Origin of the sequence: Enterococcus infantis, from assembly GCF_049166715.1 — a bacterium.
Taxonomy (GTDB): Bacteria; Bacillota; Bacilli; order Lactobacillales; family Enterococcaceae; genus Enterococcus_C; species Enterococcus_C leclercqii.
In genome coordinates this window covers 19,369-35,060 of the sequence record NZ_JBMHFB010000007.1, presented here as the reverse complement: position 1 = coordinate 35,060, position 15,692 = coordinate 19,369, and the positions used below count along the sequence as shown (strand labels likewise).

General features: G+C 44.0%; 19 protein-coding genes and 1 other annotated feature. Of the genes, 4 read left to right on the top strand and 15 right to left on the bottom strand.

What is annotated here, in order from left to right; all coding sequences use genetic code 11:
• Positions 1 to 67: 67 nt before the first annotated feature.
• The 3 genes from rsmH to ACOMA8_RS09430 form a co-directional block, all read right to left on the bottom strand.
• Entirely contained in the window at positions 68 to 1,021 is a 954-nt protein-coding gene (rsmH, locus tag ACOMA8_RS09440; protein WP_161899423.1) for a 16S rRNA (cytosine(1402)-N(4))-methyltransferase RsmH, read from the bottom strand.
• Positions 1,022 to 1,039: 18 nt separating this feature from the next.
• Positions 1,040 to 1,471 (bottom strand): division/cell wall cluster transcriptional repressor MraZ, encoded by a 432-nt coding sequence (gene mraZ, locus ACOMA8_RS09435; RefSeq protein ID WP_161899870.1) that lies wholly within the window; start codon positions 1,469 to 1,471, stop codon positions 1,040 to 1,042.
• A gap of 166 nt (positions 1,472 to 1,637) precedes the next feature.
• Complete coding sequence (locus tag ACOMA8_RS09430) at positions 1,638 to 2,009, bottom strand: DUF3397 domain-containing protein (protein ID WP_161899422.1); 372 nt, start codon at positions 2,007 to 2,009, stop codon at positions 1,638 to 1,640.
• A 327-nt stretch (positions 2,010 to 2,336) separates the two neighbouring features.
• Between ACOMA8_RS09430 and ACOMA8_RS09425 the strand changes: the two genes are divergently transcribed.
• Together ACOMA8_RS09425 and ACOMA8_RS09420 are read left to right on the top strand one after the other, a co-directional pair.
• Positions 2,337 to 3,293: a magnesium transporter CorA family protein gene (locus ACOMA8_RS09425; protein WP_161899421.1), complete on the top strand. Its 957-nt coding sequence runs from the start codon at positions 2,337 to 2,339 to the stop codon at positions 3,291 to 3,293.
• Between the two features lie 80 nt (positions 3,294 to 3,373).
• The gene (locus ACOMA8_RS09420; RefSeq protein WP_161899420.1) at positions 3,374 to 3,487 is read left to right on the top strand and encodes a DUF4044 domain-containing protein; all 114 of its coding nucleotides are present in this window, start codon (positions 3,374 to 3,376) and stop codon (positions 3,485 to 3,487) included.
• A 619-nt stretch (positions 3,488 to 4,106) separates the two neighbouring features.
• Here the strand turns inward: ACOMA8_RS09420 and recN are convergent.
• From recN to rplU, 11 genes are all read right to left on the bottom strand, one after another.
• Positions 4,107 to 5,786: a DNA repair protein RecN gene (gene recN / locus ACOMA8_RS09415; RefSeq protein ID WP_421370272.1), complete on the bottom strand. Its 1,680-nt coding sequence runs from the start codon at positions 5,784 to 5,786 to the stop codon at positions 4,107 to 4,109.
• Positions 5,787 to 5,843: 57 nt separating this feature from the next.
• The gene (locus ACOMA8_RS09410; RefSeq protein WP_161899418.1) at positions 5,844 to 6,290 is read right to left on the bottom strand and encodes an arginine repressor; all 447 of its coding nucleotides are present in this window, start codon (positions 6,288 to 6,290) and stop codon (positions 5,844 to 5,846) included.
• Between the two features lie 215 nt (positions 6,291 to 6,505).
• Positions 6,506 to 7,321 (bottom strand): TlyA family RNA methyltransferase, encoded by an 816-nt coding sequence (locus tag ACOMA8_RS09405; RefSeq protein ID WP_161899417.1) that lies wholly within the window; start codon positions 7,319 to 7,321, stop codon positions 6,506 to 6,508.
• A 9-nt stretch (positions 7,322 to 7,330) separates the two neighbouring features.
• Positions 7,331 to 8,212 (bottom strand): polyprenyl synthetase family protein, encoded by an 882-nt coding sequence (locus ACOMA8_RS09400; RefSeq protein WP_421370523.1) that lies wholly within the window; start codon positions 8,210 to 8,212, stop codon positions 7,331 to 7,333.
• On the bottom strand, positions 8,212 to 8,433 hold the full coding sequence (locus tag ACOMA8_RS09395; RefSeq protein WP_421370269.1) for an exodeoxyribonuclease VII small subunit: 222 nt from the start codon (positions 8,431 to 8,433) through the stop codon (positions 8,212 to 8,214). Before ACOMA8_RS09395 ends, ACOMA8_RS09400 begins: the two co-directional genes overlap by 1 nt.
• Before the next feature lie 90 nt (positions 8,434 to 8,523).
• Positions 8,524 to 9,855 (bottom strand): exodeoxyribonuclease VII large subunit, encoded by a 1,332-nt coding sequence (gene xseA / locus ACOMA8_RS09390; RefSeq protein WP_421370520.1) that lies wholly within the window; start codon positions 9,853 to 9,855, stop codon positions 8,524 to 8,526.
• A 19-nt stretch (positions 9,856 to 9,874) separates the two neighbouring features.
• Positions 9,875 to 10,729 (bottom strand): bifunctional methylenetetrahydrofolate dehydrogenase/methenyltetrahydrofolate cyclohydrolase, encoded by an 855-nt coding sequence (locus ACOMA8_RS09385; protein ID WP_421370267.1) that lies wholly within the window; start codon positions 10,727 to 10,729, stop codon positions 9,875 to 9,877.
• A 108-nt stretch (positions 10,730 to 10,837) separates the two neighbouring features.
• Positions 10,838 to 11,380 carry an acyl-CoA thioesterase gene (locus ACOMA8_RS09380; RefSeq protein ID WP_161899413.1) on the bottom strand — a complete coding sequence of 181 codons (543 nt, stop codon included), beginning with the start codon at positions 11,378 to 11,380 and terminating at the stop codon, positions 10,838 to 10,840.
• A gap of 185 nt (positions 11,381 to 11,565) precedes the next feature.
• The gene (gene rpmA, locus ACOMA8_RS09375) at positions 11,566 to 11,859 is read right to left on the bottom strand and encodes a 50S ribosomal protein L27 (RefSeq protein WP_048604848.1); all 294 of its coding nucleotides are present in this window, start codon (positions 11,857 to 11,859) and stop codon (positions 11,566 to 11,568) included.
• 27 nt (positions 11,860 to 11,886) lie between these two features.
• Positions 11,887 to 12,228 carry a ribosomal-processing cysteine protease Prp gene (locus tag ACOMA8_RS09370; RefSeq protein ID WP_161899411.1) on the bottom strand — a complete coding sequence of 114 codons (342 nt, stop codon included), beginning with the start codon at positions 12,226 to 12,228 and terminating at the stop codon, positions 11,887 to 11,889.
• A 23-nt stretch (positions 12,229 to 12,251) separates the two neighbouring features.
• Entirely contained in the window at positions 12,252 to 12,560 is a 309-nt protein-coding gene (gene rplU / locus ACOMA8_RS09365; protein ID WP_161899410.1) for a 50S ribosomal protein L21, read from the bottom strand.
• 18 nt (positions 12,561 to 12,578) lie between these two features.
• Positions 12,579 to 12,660 (bottom strand) — a sequence feature (ribosomal protein L21 leader region).
• 138 nt (positions 12,661 to 12,798) lie between these two features.
• Here rplU and ACOMA8_RS09360 point away from each other — a divergent pair.
• Positions 12,799 to 13,437: a uracil-DNA glycosylase gene (locus tag ACOMA8_RS09360; RefSeq protein WP_161899409.1), complete on the top strand. Its 639-nt coding sequence runs from the start codon at positions 12,799 to 12,801 to the stop codon at positions 13,435 to 13,437.
• A gap of 256 nt (positions 13,438 to 13,693) precedes the next feature.
• On the opposite strand, the gene ACOMA8_RS09355 is transcribed toward ACOMA8_RS09360, so the two are convergent.
• Positions 13,694 to 14,758 (bottom strand): glycosyltransferase family 4 protein, encoded by a 1,065-nt coding sequence (locus ACOMA8_RS09355; protein WP_421370263.1) that lies wholly within the window; start codon positions 14,756 to 14,758, stop codon positions 13,694 to 13,696.
• Between the two features lie 204 nt (positions 14,759 to 14,962).
• On the opposite strand from ACOMA8_RS09355, the gene ACOMA8_RS09350 reads away from it, so the two are divergent.
• The gene (locus ACOMA8_RS09350) at positions 14,963 to 15,637 is read left to right on the top strand and encodes a DUF2238 domain-containing protein (protein WP_161899407.1); all 675 of its coding nucleotides are present in this window, start codon (positions 14,963 to 14,965) and stop codon (positions 15,635 to 15,637) included.
• The last annotated feature ends 55 nt before the right edge of the window (positions 15,638 to 15,692 follow it).

Below are 15,692 nucleotides of genomic sequence, written 5' to 3'. Positions count from 1 at the left end.
ACTCCTTTCCAGTTTAAGCATTGTAGTTGTTCCATAATCGAAAAAAGCAAACAGCAAATTTCGATTCTCAGTCTTTAATCTTCTCGGCGATCCGCAACTTGGCGCTGCGAGACCGATTATTTTCTGCTAATTCTTCTACACCTGCCACTAGTGGCTTGCGGGTAATGACCTTTAGCTCCGGTTGATATTCTTCCGGCACCATTGGCAGACCCGGCGGCAGATCCTTTGGTGTACTGTGTTCTTTAAAAATCGTTTTTACGATGCGATCTTCTAAAGAATGGAAGGTGATTACAGAAATCCGTCCATCTTTTTTCAACAAATCGATCGCTTCTTCCAGGGACTCTTCCACCGCACCTAATTCATCGTTGACAGCGATTCGTACAGCTTGAAAGACCCGTTTGGCAGGATGTCCGCCTTTTCTGCGGGCCGGCGCGGGAATCGCTTCTTTGATCAACTCCACCAGTTCACCGGTGGTTTCGATTGTCCCATGTTTTTGGGCTTCTTCGATTTTACGCGCAATTTGCTTTGAAAACTTTTCCTCACCGTAGCGGAAAAAGATTTTAACTAATTGATGATAATCGTATTCGTTGATTACATTGTAAGCTGAAAAATCAGCACTCTGATCCATACGCATGTCTAACGGTGCATCTTGATGGTAGCTAAACCCTCGTTGGGCTTCATCTAATTGCGGTGATGAAACACCTAAATCATACAAAATGCCGTCAACCTTAAAAACATCATGGTTCAACAAGGCTTCTTTTAAATAGCGAAAGTTACTCTTTATAAAGGTCACTTGGCCGTTTTCCACATATTTAGCTAATCGTAGTTTGGCGTGATCCAAGGCTTTTTGGTCCTGATCAAAACAATAAAGATGTCCGCCCGGGCCTAGTTGACTGAGGAGGTACTCACTGTGTCCGGCTCCGCCTAACGTACAATCGACATACACGCCGTCAGGTTTGATGTTCAATCCGTCCACGGTTTCTTTTTTCATGACAGTATAATGTTGAAAATCCTCACTCATGGTGTGCCTCTTTCTGTTTTACAGTCCGAAATCGATCATCGTTTCGGCGATCTCATCAAAGCTTGCTTCCGCCTCTTCAGAGAAAGCTTGCCATTTTTCTTCATCCCAGATTTCGATGCGATTGGCTACCCCGGTAATCACACAATTTTTCGTCAAACCGGCGTGATTTCGCAATGTTTGCGGGATGTTGATGCGCCCTTGCTTATCGATTTCGCATTCGGTGGCAGCAGAATAAAAGAAGCGAACGAAGGTACGAGCATCCTTTTTCGCCAACGGCATTTCGTTGAGCTTCTCTTCCAACTTTTCCCATTCATTTAAAGGATAGCCAAATAAACAGCCATCCAACCCTCGGGTCACAACGAACTTTTCGCCTAGTTGCTCCCGCAGTTTTGAAGGGACAATCAGGCGGCCTTTGGTATCTATCGTATGCTGAAATTCGCCCATAAACATCGACAAATAACCCCCTGTCTCCACTCGATATACACAGTCTACCACAATCCCCCACTTCCTACCACTTTTTATACAAAAGTGCTGGAAAAGTTGTCTGACTTTTTTTAACCAAAGCGGAAACAAGCGTTTTTCATGCATTTTAAGACTTCTAAAAGTCTCTTCAAAACTACAAATAATGTACAATATCTACTATAATCAGCAGCAGATAAGACAATAAAGTGAAGAGAAAAATCAAGCGCCACAACATCTTAAAGTAACGCTTATAAGCGATTTCTCCATAATAATAGGCTTGAAAGATTACCAGCAGGATACCTAAAAACAATACGGCAATCACAAAATAAGGTAAAATAGAGACTGAAAAGCTGTTCACAGAAATCTGGTGTAATCCCAACCACAAAAACGGAACGGCTAAATCTGCCCCTTTGATCTGCCATTTTTTTTGAAGAGATAACGCCGAAGTCAGATAGCTTGCAGCCAACAAGACGATGACTGGAAACACATACCATAAGACCATAATCGGATGAAAAGTTGTATTCATAATTGCTCCTTTGCAACAAATTCCGGCACCGAAAACTACCAAAAAGTCAGCCACTTTTTTACGAGACTGTTTCTGGCGGCTTGCATTAAAAAAACGATTGACTGGTCTTTCGGTTCGGCGCATTCATTTATCCGCAGATTTTTTAACAGGTACTAACCCCTTCAGAAAACCTGCCATAACAGGCTAACTATACTTTATTTTCATTACATGAATGTTTCAGTTCTTTTAAAAATTCATAGCGATGACCGGTCTTCATAAGGTTTTTGCAGGTAGGGATGGTTATCTTTTACATTTTTTCAATAAAACGTTCAAAAGGATGGAGATACGATGCTCACTTATTACGCAGTAGCTGACAATCAAATTAAAGATGTTCGAGAAAATAGTTCTGACGTTTCCTGGCTTCATGCAGACAGCCCTACAAAAGCTGAGATCACTCAGCTATGTCAGCAATTTCAACTGCCTGCCGATTATCTGACAGCGGTTTTAGACAACATGGAAAACGCTCGAACGGAGGGGTTGGACCAACAGACTTTTAAACGCCCCGTTTTGTTAGTAATGGAGTTTCCTTTTGTCTCCACTAGTCCCAGCGGGTATCTGCAGTACCAGACATACCCTATTTCATTGATTATTACACCTGATAAACATTTAATCAGCGTCGCCAATCAGCGCCCGCCCTTTTTTAATCAAGTGTTGCAAAGCCCAGTTCTGCAAAATGATATGAGTCCCCGTATGAATATCTTGCTGATGATTTTATGGGAGCTGGTCCTCAGCTACAATCAACATCTGGAAGAAATTGATCGCCAGGTAAATCACTTGGAGTCCCAGATTCAGGTTTCCACTGAGAATAAACGATTGTATCAAATTATGGATATTCAAAAGAGCCTCGTCTTTTTTGAGGCCGCGACTTCTGCCAACTATGAGGCCTTGCAAAAATTGTGGAATACGCCTGAATTCAATAGCCACCACGCATATCACAACCATCTCCATGATATTCTGGTAGAAACTAAACAGTCTGTTACCACCTCTAAAATCTACATGAAATTAGTCAGTCAAATGACAGATACTTTTTCGGCGATTGTTTCCAATAACCTCAACAACATCATGAAGATTTTGACCTCTTTGACTATTGTCTTGACCATCCCTACCATTATTGGCGGAATTTATGGAATGAATGTCAAACTACCCTTTGCTGATAACGACGGTGCCTTTTTATTGATCATGGGCGGAACAATTCTCTTATGTGTTTTAGCCATCCGATTTTTAAGAAAAAAGAATCTTTTGTGATTTTTGACAGACCTGCCTTGAAGATTCCGCCAATAGCGGTTACACTGTTCATTGCAAAGACCGGTAAAGGATGGATAACAATGAACGAAAAAAAGACGAGTACCTTCTCTAAGATCACAAAAATCGTGATCTGGATGATGCTGATCCTGACAGTGGGCGGCGTCGTTTTGACTGCATTGATGAGTTTTATGTAAAAGACAGTAAAAAGGCGCTTGTTCCTTTCAGCACAGCTGAGGAACAGGTGCCTTTTTCATCTTTAATGAAAAATTGTCATGCGCGTACCAGTTTACTATCTTGGGGCTATCAGCCGTCTGAGGAAAATGAACACGCAGCAAATCTGCGAGGTACTAAATCAGCACTGCTGGGTATCGCAAAAAATGCCAGAACAGTTCCAGCAAAGCTATAAAAATTCAGTGTCACTGCCAAATAAGAATGTGACACAAGTAATTTCCAAGTGTTAAGCAGCGGAGATTTACCCACGATTAATAAAAAGTATACGGATAAGGACAAATTTGTGACTACCTTGATGTCTTAGTTCGAAGAGAGAACAATCCCATACCTGTAAAGAGAAGTGAATGATGCGGACTTTCCTTGATTTCATCAAGGAAAGTCCGTGTTTGAAATTTTTAGCAATGAAAAGCCGATGATCTTCCAATATTTTTAATGGAAGATCATCGGCTTTTGAGGTCTCACGTTTGGTAGTGTTCACTTCAGAGAACGCTAACTCAACGATTGTCACAGCCGTTTTACATCTTGCTTTTATAGTCTTCTTCTAGTTATTCATTATGTTGCATTTGATTTTCTGTCTCTGGATTAGCCGTGCCCTGCCATCGTCAAAAGCTCTCTGGCATGTTCCAAGGTCAATGGTGTGACCTCGGCGCCTGAAAGCATTCGGGCAATTTCATTGACTCTGGCGGTTGTATCCAACTGAGTGACTGTTGTTTCCGTGCGTCCGTGACTGACTGCTTTGGCGATTCCATATTGATAATCAGCAACCGCCGCCACTTGTGGCAGATGGGTGATACACAGCACTTGAGAATTACGGGCAATCTTGGCAATCTTTTCAGCGATTGCTTGAGCCACACGTCCGCTGACACCCGTATCTACCTCATCAAAAATGATGCTGGTGATCCCTTGATTTTGTGAGAAGATCGTCTTCAATGCTAACAGGATACGTGAAAGTTCCCCGCCTGACGCGACTTTCACCAATGGTTTTAACGGTTCTCCAGGATTGGTAGTCAAGTAAAATGCGGCCTCATCAAAGCCGGTTTCTGTTAATACCCGTGTTTTTTCAAAAACTACTGCAAACTGAGTATTTTCCATATACAGTTCTTTTAGTTCCTGCATGATGGCTTTTTCTAAGCGATGACTGATGGCTTTGCGCTGTTGATGGAGCTGTTCAGCAGTATTCCACAGCGCAGCCTCGTCGCGCTTCAATTTTTGTTGGAGTTCTTCCAACTGGTTATCAGAATCATCATAGGCGGACAGCTCACGACTGATGGCTTCGAAATAATGTAAAATCGCTGGAATCGAATCACCATACTTTCGCTTTAATTGGCGAATCAGTTCCAAACGCTGCGTCACTTCTTCCAATCGTTCTTCATCCAACTCTAGAAAATCCAATTGCCGAGAAATATCGCCGGCAGCATCTTGCAAAAGATAGTAGGCGCTTTGCAAGTTTTCAGCAATTGCATTGTATTCATTGTCCAAATGAGCCACTTCCTGAAGTTCGCTTAAAACAGCACCGACTCCGTCTACTGGACTCATTTCCGTGGCGGTTAAGATTTGGTAGCTTTGCCCCAATGCGTCCACAATTTTTTGGTAATTGGCCAGTTTTTCCCGCTCTTCTGTCAACTGAGCTTCTTCTTCTGGTTGTAAGTTCGCTTGGCTGATTTCTTCTTGTTGAAAACGCAACATATCCAGACGCTGAACAAAGGACTGCTCGTTGGTCTGGATTTTGTGTACTCGCTTTTCCAACTGACGATAAGCCTGGTACTCTTCTTTGTAAGCTGCTAATTCTTTGTGAAACTTATTGTCACCGAATTCATCTACCAAGTGCAAGTGTCGCTCTTGTTGCAGCAATTCTTGATGTTCGTTTTGTCCTTGAATATCCACTAAAAAATCGCCAATCCGTCTCAAATTGGCTAAATTCATTGTTCGTCCATTGACTCGGCAGACATTTTTTCCAGCTGTCGTCATGTCCCGCTGCAAAATCAAAGGATCCCCCGCTTCAGTCTCCACCCCCAACTCTTGCAATAGTTGGGTGAAACCCGGTTGTTGCGGCATATCAAAGACCCCTTCTAAGCGGCATTTATCAGCCCCTTGACGGATGTAGTCGGCAGAGCCGCGGCTACCAGCCAATAGCCCCATCGCATCGATGATAATGGACTTTCCGGCACCCGTCTCACCGGTTAGTGCCGTCATACCTTCGTGAAATGTTAATCGTAGTTGTGAGATGATGGCAAAATTTTCAATCGCCAATTCCAACAGCATCCCCATGCCTCCTGTCAAAATGCTAACTCATCTGCCAAAAAGCAAACTCGCCAGCTATCAGATATAGTCTAAAAACTCGGCCTTCATATCCGCCGCCGCCGCTTCGGTTTTGGCAATCATCAATACAGAGTCATCGTCGTTCAAAATCGCAAATAGTCGTGCTTTATGAAGTCGATCGATCAAATTAGCGATTGCTGAAGCATTTCCTGGTAACGTCTTTAAGATTACAAACTTTTCCAACTGATCCACTGAAACGAAGGCATCTTGCAATAATTTAGCCAACTTTTCACCAATGTCTTCTGCTGTCTCAGCCGGCAAACTATACCGGTAACCACCTTCAAAAGGAATCTTAATCAATTTCAGCTCTTTGATGTCCCGTGAGATGGTGGCTTGAGTCACCATTATTCCACGTTCTTGTAGCAGACCCACGAAGTCTTCTTGTTTTTGGATATTGTGTTCGTTCAACAATCGGGTAATCAACCGATGACGATCTTTTTTCCGCATATTTTACTCCCTTCAACACGTCCACTGCCAATATTTGTAGGATTTGATTTGAAGAGTCCTTGGCAGACCCGCCTTTACCGGCAAGAAGACAACGGCGTAAGCCACGCTGTCCCCGCGTTTTAACTTCCCTATCATACCTTATTTTTATGCAAAAAGAAAGAAAGGTCCCAGAGAAAAATAACTCTTTTACCTTTCTTTAACAGCGTGTTATCAGCTTATGTCAGTATTTCATGAGCACTTTTTACAACGCTGGAAATATTCACTTTTTCTGAAATTATACCTTTATCGGCACTTTTTTTCAGCAAGAGTAAAAATTCAATATTGCCTTCGCCACCAGTAATCGGTGAAAAAGCCAGATCCAACACATCAAAGCCGGTTTCCCGAGAAAAGTCGCAGATTTCAGTGACCACCCGTTCATGGGTCTTCGGATCACGGACGATTCCGTTTTTGCCAACAGCCTCTTTCCCTGCTTCAAATTGCGGCTTCACTAACGCCATCACCAACCCATTTGGCACTAGAATCTCATGCAGCGGTGGCAAAATCAATTTTAAGGAGATGAAAGAAACATCGATTGTCGCTACATCTGGTAGACCTTCCAAGAAATCAGCCGGTTTGCTGTAACGAAAATTGGTTCGCTCCATGACGACAACCCGGGGATCTTGACGCAGTTTCCAGGCCAATTGGTTGTAACCAACATCTAGTGCATAACTGAGTGTAGCCCCATTTTGCAATGCCGCATCTGTAAATCCGCCGGTAGAAGAGCCGATATCCAGCAAAATCTTGTCTTGTACATTGAAGTCGAATTGCTTTAAGGCTTTCTCCAATTTCAGTCCACCACGAGAAACATATGGCATGACCTCACCTTTGACTCTGAGGGGGGTGTCTTGCGGTATTTTTTCTCCAGGCTTATCTAAGCGCAAATTGTTTTTTTCCATCACCACTAAGCCGGCCATCACAGCTCGCTTCGCTTTTTCTCGGGTTTCAAACAATCCTTGCTGGACAGCCAGAACATCCACTCGCTCTTTTTTCATGGTTTCTCCTCACAATCGGAATTTCAACAAAAGTTCTTGTAACAACTCGCCAGAAAAAGGGAGTGTTGCCGTCAACTCGTTAATCAGCTTTTCCGCTGCCGCCAACTCGTCACTCAACGCTTCTTTGGCTTTGTCTAATCCTAATAATTCCGGATAGGTATTTTTACCGGCGGCGGCATCTTTATGAGCTGCTTTGCCCAATTCCGCCGTTGTTGCTGTGACATCCAGTAAGTCGTCTCTAATCTGAAAGGCTAGGCCAACGTGGGCTGCCAATTGCTCCAACTGCGCCAAGACTTCCACTGGTTGTTGTGCTAAGATACCGCCAGCTACCAGTGCATAACTCAATAAATCCCCGGTTTTGCGTTGATGGATGTTTTGCAGTTCTGCCAATGACAAGCGTTGATTTTCTCCTTGAATATCGGCGGCTTGGCCTGCTACCATACCACCACTGCCAGCTCTTTTAGCCAACAACTGGATCAACAACAGCTTTTCCTCAGCAGGCAAAACCGCCGAACTTAACAAATGAAACGCCTCGGTCAGCAAGCCGTCCCCAGCAAGAATCGCTGTTGCTTCTCCGTATTCGATATGATTAGTCGGCATTCCCCGACGTAACGGGTCATCGTCCATCGCCGGTAAATCATCATGGATCAAGGAATAAGTATGGATCATCTCCAAAGCCGCTGCTGTCTGATAAACACCTGTCTCCACCGGCTTATCAAATCCAGAAACCACTGCCAGCAACAGTTGCGGCCGGATTCGTTTGCCACCGGCTCTGATAGAATATAGCATACTTGCCAACAAACGCTCATCTGTAGTGACCCCAGTCAAAAAGTTGATCATCTCTTTTTCCACACGAGGCAGGTGTGTTGTTTGTAAATCCGTTGGTGTCATCATGCATCACGCTCTTCAAAGTCCGCTTCCTGGCCATTGTCCTGCATCATCTTCGTCAAGGTCTCTTCGGCATTGGTCAAGGTCTCTTGACATTGTTTACTCAGTGCCATGCCCTTTTGGAAGGCTTCCAATGCTTCTTCCAGTGGGACATCCCCTTTTTCCAAGCGGGTGACAATCTGTTCTAATTCCTGCAATGATTCTTCAAATGTTGCTTGTGCCATTTTTTATGCTCCTTTACGTCTTCTATCGATTGTTATCCTCTTACTCAGATTATACATGTCAGTCGGGGTAACTTTAGTCTCATATCCATTTTACTCTTCAAAGATTTCTGTAATCGCTGCCTGAGCCTGACCATCAGGAAAATGAATAGTGACAACTTCTGTTGGATGAAGATGTTCAATTGACTTGACTACTTGTCCCTCTTTTGTCGTATAGGTATACCCTCGCCCCATGATTTTTAACGGGCTGAGGAGATCCAAAGACTGCACCGTACTTATAAAAGCGTTGCGTTTATTTTCCAACAAACGAAGGATTTGCTGCTCCAAACGAGCTGTTAAAAAGTCATTTTGTTGTTTTCCAGCCTGCACTCTGGCTAACGGATAAACCTGTCGTAAACGCCGGTCTGTCTGCTGATACCCCCGCTCGTTAGTGTAAAGAAGCTGCTGTAGGCTTTGCCCCAACCGTTGTGTTAATTGGTCCACCTTGAGAGTCTGCGCTTCATACAGCCGTTCCGGTTGCCGGAAGACATAAGAGCTCAAGGCTCGCTGGTAGCGTTCATTCTTTTGTTGCAGTTGCATACGGAAGGCTTGCTCCAAGCGGGCCTGTTGCTGTCTAAGCTTTAGGATTTCATCTGACAACACCGGCACTGCCAGCTCAGCTGCTGCAGTGGGTGTAGCAGCTCGCACATCGGCTACCAAATCGGCAATCGTCGTATCCGTTTCATGACCGACTGATGAAATTACCGGTGTTTGTGCAGCAAAAATTGCCCGAGCCACCCGCTCTTCATTAAACGGCCATAAATCTTCAATTGAGCCGCCCCCACGGCCAATGATCATCGTGTCGAATCCGCCATCTTCCTCGACTCGCTGAATGTTACGAATTACATCATCAGCTCCACGATCGCCTTGAACAATTGTTGGAAATAAGACTAGCTGTGCAATAGGGTAACGACGCTTGACGGTGGTAATGATGTCACGAATCACTGCACCAGAGGGACTGGTCAAAACGGCGATTCGCTTAGGAAAGCGGGGCAACTGTTTTTTAGGTGCGGCAAAAAGTCCTTCTTTGGTCAGCTGCGCTTTTAACTGCTCATAGGCCTGGTAAAGAGCCCCAACTCCATCTGGCTGCATCTGCTCGACATAAATTTGATAGTTGCCACTAGATTCATACAACGAAATCCGCCCTACAACCAGAACCTTCATCCCTTCCTCTGGACGAAATTTGATCTTATCAAAGGCGCCTTTAAACATGACCGCCGAAATTTTGGCACCATCATCTTTCAAACTGAAATACTGGTGATTAGGACGCAGGCGAAAATTAGAAATTTCACCGGTCAAAAAGACTCGCTCCAAATAAGGATCCGCATCAAATTTACGTTTGAGGTAACGGGTTAACGCCGTTACAGTCAAATACTGCTGAGACAACTCTTTCACCTGATTTCTTTTAAGATTGCGCCCGATGCCGCTTGGCGCTTTCAATCGTTTGATACATCAGCATCGTAATAGTCATAGGACCGACACCACCAGGAACCGGCGTGATATAGCTTGCTAAAGGAGCAACTTCATCAAATTTTACATCACCGATCAATTTGCCGGCAGCACTGCGGTTCATGCCGACATCAACAACGACAGCCCCTTCTTTAATGAAGTCTTCTGTAACAAAATGCCCCCGTCCAATAGCTACAACCAAGATATCTGCTTGTCGGCAAAGGGCAGCCAGCTCTTTTGTTTTTGAATGAGCAATAGTAACGGTAGCGTTCTTTTGCAACAACAAATGCGCCATCGGTTTACCCACGATATTGCTACGACCAATTACGACAGCATTTTTCCCTTCCAAATCAATGCCATAGTATTCAAACATCTTGATGATCCCAAATGGTGTACAAGGAATCATTCCTGGATTACCGGCAAAGAGGGCGCCCAAATTCAAAGGATGAAACCCATCAACGTCTTTTTTGGGATCGATAGCTAAGAGTACCTTGTTTTCATCAATGTGGGCCGGCAGTGGCAATTGCACTAAAATCCCGTGAAACAACGGGTCATTGTTATATCTATTTATTTCTGCAAGCAGTTCTTCTTCAGTGATACTTTCCGGATAGCGTTCAACGGTAGAACGAATCCCAATCCGCTCTGCCGCCAAATCTTTATTACGCACATAAACTTGACTCGCCTGATTTTCCCCTACTAATAAAACGACCAATCCAGGAGTCAGTCCTTCTTCTTTTAAAAGCGACACTTCTTCTTTCATCTGCTCTTGCATCAAAGCAGCCAGCTTTTTCCCATCGATTAATTCTCCCACAACCAACACCCTTTCGATTTCATTTTTCTTTATATTCTAGCACAGGCCTTGTCTTTGCGAAACTTTTCTTATTGTTTTCAGAGCTTGATTTTGAACATTTTCAGCTTCTTAATCGCCAGCTTCCTCATCTGACCACGGAAGGCGCGTCGATAATGTGGCAGCAAATTTTTTGTAATCTTCTCGTTCTGCCAGACGGTCCTTGCGCCGCTTCTCATAGCCGGCACATACCATTTTTTCTTCCGGTGTATCCGCTATAATCTTTGGAACTGTAAATGTCGTTTCTGGATTCATGTGAGAAGGAATCGCAACAAACGTGGTAAAGCAGGTGGCGGCTAAATAGCGTTCCCCAGTAACTAAATCTTCCCCGATAATTTTCACAAAAACCTCCATCGACTTGTTGTGGGCTCCCGAAACATAAGATTTCACACAAACCGAATGATTTTCATGCAGCGGCTTCAAAAAATTCAAGCTATCCAAAGAAGCCGTGACCGCTCCTCGACGACAGTGGCGGGTCACTGAAATCGAAGCGGCATCATCAATCATCGTCATCAGCTTGCCGCCAAATAAAAAGCCAAATGGATTTAAATCAAAAGGAAAGATCCGATGGGTCTGGATCACCCGTGACTCTCGACAATGTTTTTCTTCTTCCACAAAATTCACCTCATTTGATAGTGTAACAAAGCTTGCAACAAATAACCGTTTTTCCGCCCTAATGACTCTTTTTATTAGCCACTACCCCTACGCTTTAAACCACGCTCAAACAAGAACTCAAAAAAGTTTGATGAGAACAAAAAAGCCCCAACCCTTAGCTTGTAAGGGTTAGAGCCGTTTGTTGATTATGCTTCTTGCGCTACCGGGTAAACGGAAACTTGTTTTTTGTCGCGGCCTTTACGTTCGAAACGTACGACGCCGTCAACTTTAGCAAACAATGTATCGTCACCGCCGATACCAACGTTCACACCTGGATAGATCTTAGTGCCCCGTTGGCGGTAAAGGATAGAACCACCAGTAACGGTTTGACCGTCCGCACGTTTAGCACCTAAACGTTTGGATTCTGAGTCACGGCCGTTGGAAGTAGAACCGCCCCCTTTTTTGTGGGCGAAGAATTGTAAGTTCATTTTCATCAACATGGAAAAGCACCTCCTGTGATAGTTTTTTTATTTCGTGATGGTTTTCAGTTGCAGATATTCGCTATATTCCGCCTGAACAGCTTGCAGACCGAGCAAAAGGTTTTCCAACAAAATCTGCGTGATGTTGGTCTGCTCCTGAGTAGAATCCCGGGGAATCTCCACATAGAGATAACCGCCGTCTTCCTCATTGGCATCTATGACAGGTGTACTCCCTGCCAAAGCATCAATTCCGTTGACTGCACTAATGGCTAATGCCGATACTGCAGCACACACGAGATCTTTGCCGTATTCACCTGATTGGGCATGGCCTGTCAGTTCAAAGGAAATGATCCGACCAGAGTCATTGCGTTTGAATGTCCCGATGATCATAGTTCGACCTGCTTTTCTAAGAATTATGCGTTGATGGCATCGATGACAACTTTAGTGTAAGGTTGACGATGACCTTGCTTGCGGTGTGAATGTTTTTTAGGTTTGTATTTGAAAGTCACGACTTTCTTTTGTTTGCCGTGTTTTTCAACAGTTCCTTCAACAGTTGCACCTGCGACAGTTGGTACACCAACTTTCGTAGATTCGCCACCGACCAAGATTACTTCATCAAAAGTAACCTTCTCGCCAGCTTCTACGTTCAATTTTTCAACGTAGATTGCTTGACCGACTTCCACTTTGACTTGTTTGCCACCAGTTTTAATGATTGCGTACATACTCAAAAGCACCTCCTTATTTAGACTTAGACTCGCCATCCCAAGTGAACGCCGGTAAACAGCGTTGCTTATGACTTGTTCTGTGCGGTTGTAGCTGTGGTGCCCACAATTACAACAAGAATACTTTATCAAAAAAAACGTTGGCCGTCAACTGTAAGTTTTGCCTGTTTTCGTGAAACTTTTCAAACGAAAAGATTCTATCTATAATAATGAAGAAGAAAGAAACGGAGGGATTTTGGTGGATTATCCAAAAGAACTGGTTGAACATGTGCGACAGCGCTCAACAGGGATGCAGCTGGAAGGTTTTGTGGCAGGTCAAGGCCCACTTTTTCCCAAGCTGATGATTGTCGGCGAAGCACCTGGTAGAAATGAAATTACTACACATATTCCTTTTAGCGGTCAAGCCGGTGTGGAATTGATGAAGTGCTTAGCGCTAGCTGGACTTACCCGCGAAGATGTGTACATTACAAGTGCGGTTCGCAGCCGCCCTTTCAGTATTAAAGAACGCTTAAACAAACGAACCGGACTGCTCGAAACTAGCACACCTAATCGAACCCCTTCCAAAAAAGAAGTCCTGGCTCACGCTCCAATCTTAGACTATGAGATTTTTCAGGTGGCCCCTACGCTGATTGCAACAGTAGGCAATATCGGGCTGCAACGCTTGTTGGGATCGGGGCATCTGATCACAGACGAGCACGGCAAGCTGCTGGTTGGCCCAATTCAAAAATTGGATGCCAAAGAGACTGGCTACCAGTGGACTTCCCAGAATTATCAGGTGATTCCTCTCTTTCATCCAGCCGCCGTTTTTTACAATCGCAAATTGGAACCGGTAATTCAAAAAGACTGGCAACAGGTTGGACAGTTATTAAACAACTGAATTTTTCCTTTAATATGCCGAAATTGCCAATTTTCGTCTTTGTTTGTTTCGCTTTGAACAGCCACTCAAAAACTAAAAACAGCCTATTTCAACGCGCCTTGTAAAAAGACAGACGAGAAAAACAGTGGCTTTCTCGTCGCAGTCTTAACAGCAAGCTCGTTAAAGTAGGCTGTTTTTTAGCTTTCACTGACCACAAGACAGACACAAATACGTTTTGCCAAAAGATACTCGTCAGTCGCTGTTTTGCCCATTTTTATTAGGGTCTGACTTCACGATTGGCCGGGTTTAACTCCGGCTTGCGTCCAGCAGCCAACTCAGTATAGAAGCGATGCCAAATCTTTGCGACATTGTCTTCTGAATAATGTTGGGCTGCTTCAGCTGAAAGCTCACTAAAATGGGTTAACTGAGCGGGATCTTGTGCTAGTTGGTTGAGCTTTTCAGACATTTCTTTACGATCTTTGGTGCCGATATAATAGCCGGAAATGACTGACTCATAAAGGTCCAGCTCCCGCAACATCACTGGTGTCTGACAACTGAAGGCTTCCAAAATACTCATGGGAAATAATTCATTGTAGGAAGGCAGCAAGAAAACATCTGCTGCATTGTAATAATCCACTAACTCCTCACGGTCAACGATGCCGGTAAACATCAGATTAGCCGGCGGATTTTCATAGACTTCTTTGTAATCATCGTAGCCGTCGGTGATTTTTCCAAAAGAAAAGCCCCCCGCCCAAACAAATCGGATATGCGGGTTATCTTTGGCCAGCTGGATGAAATCATCCACTCCCTTACGTTTTTGAATCTGTCCCACACCTAAAACGACAAAATCATCTTGTGAAAAACCTAATCGCTCACGATCCATCTGCTTATCGACAGCTGATTTGGGGTAAAAATCTGTGGTGGAAACAAAATTCGGGATATAGCAAACTTTTTCTTCTGGGATTCCCGCTGCCGTCAACTGAGGAATAAAGCTGGGATTGACCACCACCAAAACATCCATCCGCTTATAAAAAGACATCACATACCAGTCAAAGATCTTTTGAATCGGCCAAAACAATTCAATACTACCCTTTAAAGTTTCTGGCAGAAAGTGAACGTAGCCAACTCGTACACCACGACTTTTGGGTGTCAATGCCGACAGATAAAATTCAGGGTTGATCGTATGGTAATGAGAAATATCTGCTTTTTTTGCAGAATTAATTTCAATATGAAATTCGTCTGAAAATCGTTCTTGCAACATGCGCAGTAATTCGTTATAGGCACTGCCTACTCCTTGTCCTTTAACGGTATCTGCTCGGGAAAGCATTGTGATTCTGATCATGGATATTCCTTTCACAACTGTAATTTAATCATTGACAACTATTATAGCACATTGTCGGAAAACTAAAAATCAGACTGGCGTCGGATTTCTTTGAGCAGCTGATTGGCAGTCTGGCACCAGACCTGTACAGACCAGTCATTACCTTATCAGTTAGTCCCTTTTGGCAATTATGGTAAAATCGATACTATGAGAGGAGAGGTATCTATGACTAATCAACGAAAAATTCAACGGGCCTTCACGATTTTCGGACTGTTGGTCTTCTTGTTCAATCTTTACGAATACATTACTGTCCGTCTACCCCGCCCAGAGATGACGGTCATCTTATTGGAATGCTTGGCAGGAATTGCGCTGATTTATCTGCCGCAGATTGCTCGTAAATTGTTGAAAATTGAGATTCCACAGCCGATTGTTTATTTCTATTGGTTCTTCTTATGGCTGTCGGTCTTTATGGGAACCTGCCTGCATTTGATTCGCTTCATCAACGGCTGGGATAAAGTGCTCCACACTGTCAGTCCAATGCTGTTGACGGCATTAGGCTATGGGATTTGCGGGATGCTTTTGAAAAAAACAGTCGCAAAAGAGGTTTCCCCTTGGCTATTTTTAGTCTTCGGTTTTGCATTTGCCGGCGTTTGTGGGGTCTTTTGGGAATTTTGGGAATTTCTCTGCGATTCGGTTGCCAATATGAACTTACAACGCTATTTAGACTCTCCGGACAGTAGCGGTGCGCCATTAGTCGGTCGAGCTGCTTTGATGGATACGATGGGAGATCTTTTTACAAACACTGCCGGAGCGCTTTTGATGGGCCTTTATGCTGGGGTTAAAAGCCGCAAAGACCTTGCCTATTTTGAAACCTATCGAATCAAAAAAACTGGGCGCTGACAGACAATATTCACTGGCAAAAATCAAAAACCCCGTGATCCAACATCGGATCACG